Below are 4,402 nucleotides of genomic sequence, written 5' to 3'. Positions count from 1 at the left end.
ATGCTTCCATTTGAACAAATTTTCCTTTTCCATATCGATCACACACCTTTTTCTAGAGTAATACTATCAGTATGTCCAAGGTTAGGAGATTACTTGCATGTATCTTGAATTTCTTGCACCGGAACCCATTCTTTTATAAAAAAGTTTGATCATTTCCTATCACTTAAAACCTGCAAGTTTAGCTTATCAAATATGTTTCATGTAGTCCTTTTTCGTTGGGCACATGAAACTGGACATATTTTAAAGAATCCAGTTGCAACAATATATTATGTCTTCTAGTTTGAATACCCTCTTTTTAACTTTAGTAATGAAAATAAGCCAAAACTATGCAACTCTGTATAAAAAGCTGCATAATATCGATTCTAAGGATTTTATACGTTATAGAAGATTAACTTTTCGTTACATTAACAGAGCCTTTCTAATTAAAAATTATAGGAAAAGTAAATGTAACGAAAGCTGCCCAAAGTCCGTAGACCGGCAAATACTTAGTAACGGCATCTTGGATAGTTGAAGGTCCGGATTTGTTTTGTAGAAAACGCATATAGGAGAGCATAATCCAAATTAGATTTGCCCAGATAAGTATGTTTACTCCTAAAACAGCAAGTCTATTAGGCGTAATCCCATAAGAAGAAAGTCTGAACACGATGGCTGACAAAGCCACACTGTCAATGATAAGCGCAAGAACAATTAAGGCAAAATTTATATAATCTGAAATGTTCTTTTTCTCGTCTGAGTCGCTCTCGATAATGGAAAATACGGTAACGGCCAATACACCAAGGAGTATTCCGTTAAAGGCTATCAGGAAATTGCGGTCCAAGAATGGATTTTTTCCGACCCATATAACCGTTATAAGATAGATCAACAATGTGACCAGGACAAGAGGACTAAAAATTTTAGCTATATATGGTGTAATATTCTTAGCAAGTTTAAGATTCATTGATACCAGGTATGCAGCCACAATAGCGAGAGCGGCAGCACCAAATAAAACGACATTACTAAAATAGAAGTCTTCTATATCCAAGTCAACAAAGCTAAATAACTGCATGGTTAATGCTGCTAGTACCATTCCGCTAACTGCCATGCTGGCGTAGAGAATACAATATTCCAAATTAAATTTAATATAGGCTAATCTTGTACTGCCTTTTGAATATTCATTTCCTGTAAATGCAAGCCCTACCAATACCCATAAGAATATGGGAAGGTGTAAATAAGCAAGGATAATACTGTCTTTATAATTTAATGGCAGCATATTAAGATAAAACCCGGAAATTAGGAACAACGCTGCAAGGGAATAAATAACACTTTTTTTCGGAGTATTATTGTAAACAAAATAGGCAGCAATAAAGGGCATTATACCAAAAGCCAGGTTAATTGGAGCAATTGCTTCCTGTTCTACAAAATGGAAAATGATCCTGGTGCTTATCCCGGCCAGAATGGCTAAAATGCCCATGAATAAGAAACCTTTTTGAAGCAAGGAAGTTTTTTCTGTATTTGCCGTCTCCTTGAAATGCAATCTTTCATACCAAACACCAAGAACCTGAGAATCAGGATTCTGTTCCCATGCGTGTGAGAATGACTTTTTAAAAGCTTTCGGGTCTTTTCTATACATTCTCTCCAGCTCATGAGGGTTAACAATATTTTCAATAATCAAATTGTTAATGTCCATAGTTATACCTCCCCTAATAATTGTTATATTAAGTTTCCTCCACAATGTTTAACTGTCTTCGTCACTTTTGTATTCTAAAATATCTCCAGGCTGACATTCTAAAGCCTTACAAATTGCCTCTAAAGTGGATAATCGAATCGCTTTTGCCTTTCCATTTTTCAATATAGAAAGGTTCGCCATTGTTATTCCAACCTTCTCCGATAGTTCTGTTACGCTCATTTTCCTTTTTGCTAACATCACATCAATATTAATTATAATTGCCATTGTTATTCACCTCAGACCGTTAAATCATTTTCTGATTTGATATTAATTGCATCTTGTAAAAGTTTTTGGAGAACAGCCGCAAAGACTGCGATAACCATCGAAGCAAAAGGAACAACCAATCCGACAAAGATAACTCCTGGTGCGTCGTCTACTTCCGCAAAGATGTAGAAGAGCGGCCAAACTAGCACATGCAAAATACTGATTGTGATGGCACAGTATTTGATTTTCTTTAAAGCTTTTACAGATAAATCGGAGAAAGCTTTATTTTTGTCAATATAGCATAAGAGTTTGAAAGCCTGATACAAAGCAAAGTAAAAAGGTATAGCCGATGCATCAAAAGCGATGAAAACGAGATATTTTATAAAAGCAAACTGTGGAAGCAATTTTGCTGCAAGATTCGCCATCTCTGGCACCAAAAAGATGCACAGAGCAAGAACTGGGACTCCCAAAAGAATAACAGCTATTTTTAAAAACAACGTTGTTACTTTTTCCATAAAAAGCACCTCACTTATTTATTCTGATTTTGATTTTAATATATATTTTATCGTTTCACAATAAATTTTTATTAATTTAAATAACATTTTTATTGTAAGTTTTTGTTTTAAGCAAAAATACAAAGCATTCCTCATTCAAAGAAATGCTCTATAACTTTAAACCATTAAATTTATAACTTGTACAGCTAACCTGCCCGTTAGTTTAAGTGCAAACCTTCACAATCTCTTCTGTATTTCAAACACAAATATCCAATTTTCAATACAGGTGCTGTTCAACAATCTGGCCCGATTGCGGAACAAGAAAAAATCCTGCACATCAACACAGGATTTTTGATCAAACTTTTTTACAAATTATCAAACTTTATTATAAACGATCAGACTTTTTTATAAATCATCAAACTTTGTTTTAAAGCCACAGTAAGTGGAATATGTGTAAAATTTGATATACTAAAAGAAAAATTAGGATGATAAGCTTATGCCAACAAAAGAATTTCAAGATACTGTACAACATTTTTCTTCTTTCTTATTAAATAAAGGACGCAAGCCTTCCACAATTAAACGATATGTTTATGATATTGAAGACTTTGGTCATTGGTTGCAAAAATCTAAAAAACTCCCTACACGCAATATATGGACGACGCTTGGTACAAAGGAGTATGAAGCGTATTTCTATGATTTAAAACAGCAGCGACGGTACTCTGATAAAACAATGCATCGTGTCTATATTGTCTTAAATATAATGTATCAGTATTTACAACTGGCAAATCCGTTAGAAGAGATGCAATTTAGTATTCAACCCAATCGTGCGTTACGTGATGGAGACTTTATCTCAAAAGAGGAAGAAAAAAGGTTAAAGTATATTTTAACTTCATTAGAAGAATTAACGGAAAAACAACGTTCTGTTCGTTCAGTACTTATGGATCGTAATATTTCTATTGTACATTTATTCATCAATAATGGATTATCCTTACAGGAACTTGTAAGTTTACAGATGAAGCACGTTCATTTTGAAAACAATACAATCTCAGTACCAAAAATAGTGGGTATAGAAAGAACAATCCTTTTAACTGAAGATGATAAAAAACGATTGTTTAACTATTACAAGGTCATTCCTGAACCTGTTCGTCCTAAATATCATAGTAATGATCCCTTATTCGTAGCCTTCGATTTTACTCGGAATACCTATCATTGGTCATATGAAAACGATGCACCGAAAGCCCTAACAGAGATTGCTGTTCAAAAAATGATTCGACTTGAAGTTGCTCGAGCAAATTTACGTAAAGGGATCTCAGCGCAACACTTACGGAACACGTTCATTTTGCGACTTATTGAGCATCATGTTTCAGAGGAAGAAATTATAAAACAAGTAGGCTTTAAATCTAAACTTTCGTTAAAAAGATATTATGATTACATCAATCAAAAATAACGGAGGAAGACAACGTGGAAAGAAATGAGAAACAGGAAATACAGTACATAAGAGTGTACACATTAAGGGATAAAAGTACAAAATCCATTAAAGTTGCGTCCTGGCGAACTTTTAAAGATGAAATGAGAGTTCTAGGTATAAAGGAATCAGATATTTTTCAAATTCAGTTAATAAAAAAGCAATAAGAGAAAAATGAAGGGAGTATGTTGCAATGAATAAAGGAGATGCTATTTTGCGGTTACTTATGGAAATGAAGTTTGAAATAAAAGAAGTAAAAGAACAAATGGAACAGATGCAAAAATCTCTGGAAAACATAGAGAAACAAAGCCTAACTAAACAAAGTGAAACCTCTTCGACTGTTTCTAAAGGAAATCGTGATTGGAAATATCCTTCTAAAATGAAATAAGAAAAAGACCACCGATTTCTGATATGATCCCCTTATAGTAGACAGTAAAAAGAAAGCACATTAATCTGTTTACTATGGAGGGGATTTTTTCTATGGGTAAAATTAGAGTAACTTACGATATAGAATTTAAGAAAAAAGCAGTAGAT

At 33.6% G+C, this 4,402-nt stretch carries 5 protein-coding genes; 2 read left to right on the top strand and 3 right to left on the bottom strand.

Annotation, left to right across the window (positions count from 1 at the left end; translation table 11 throughout):
- Positions 1-418: 418 nt before the first annotated feature.
- Genes ORL93_RS30645 through ORL93_RS30635 form a run of 3 tightly spaced genes read right to left on the bottom strand, consistent with a single transcriptional unit; the run spans position 419 to position 2,424 of the window.
- Positions 419-1,666 (bottom strand): DUF4153 domain-containing protein, encoded by a 1,248-nt coding sequence (locus ORL93_RS30645; protein WP_265960330.1) that lies wholly within the window; start codon positions 1,664-1,666, stop codon positions 419-421.
- Positions 1,667-1,714: 48 nt separating this feature from the next.
- Positions 1,715-1,930 carry a helix-turn-helix domain-containing protein gene (locus ORL93_RS30640; protein ID WP_017153334.1) on the bottom strand — a complete coding sequence of 72 codons (216 nt, stop codon included), beginning with the start codon at positions 1,928-1,930 and terminating at the stop codon, positions 1,715-1,717.
- Positions 1,931-1,941: 11 nt separating this feature from the next.
- On the bottom strand, positions 1,942-2,424 hold the full coding sequence (locus tag ORL93_RS30635) for a DUF2975 domain-containing protein (RefSeq protein WP_098125440.1): 483 nt from the start codon (positions 2,422-2,424) through the stop codon (positions 1,942-1,944).
- Between the two features lie 475 nt (positions 2,425-2,899).
- On the opposite strand from ORL93_RS30635, the gene ORL93_RS30630 reads away from it, so the two are divergent.
- Both ORL93_RS30630 and ORL93_RS30625 read left to right on the top strand, forming a co-directional pair.
- The gene (locus ORL93_RS30630) at positions 2,900-3,850 is read left to right on the top strand and encodes a tyrosine-type recombinase/integrase (protein ID WP_265960328.1); all 951 of its coding nucleotides are present in this window, start codon (positions 2,900-2,902) and stop codon (positions 3,848-3,850) included.
- Positions 3,851-4,061: 211 nt separating this feature from the next.
- Positions 4,062-4,256, top strand: a complete 195-nt coding sequence (locus tag ORL93_RS30625) for a hypothetical protein (RefSeq protein ID WP_003205237.1) — start codon at positions 4,062-4,064, stop codon at positions 4,254-4,256.
- The last annotated feature ends 146 nt before the right edge of the window (positions 4,257-4,402 follow it).

The sequence above is a fragment of the Bacillus sp. DHT2 genome (genome assembly GCF_026241455.1).
GTDB classification, from domain to species: domain Bacteria; phylum Bacillota; class Bacilli; order Bacillales; family Bacillaceae_G; genus Bacillus_A; species Bacillus_A pseudomycoides.
This window is presented reverse-complemented; position numbering and strand designations above follow the sequence as displayed.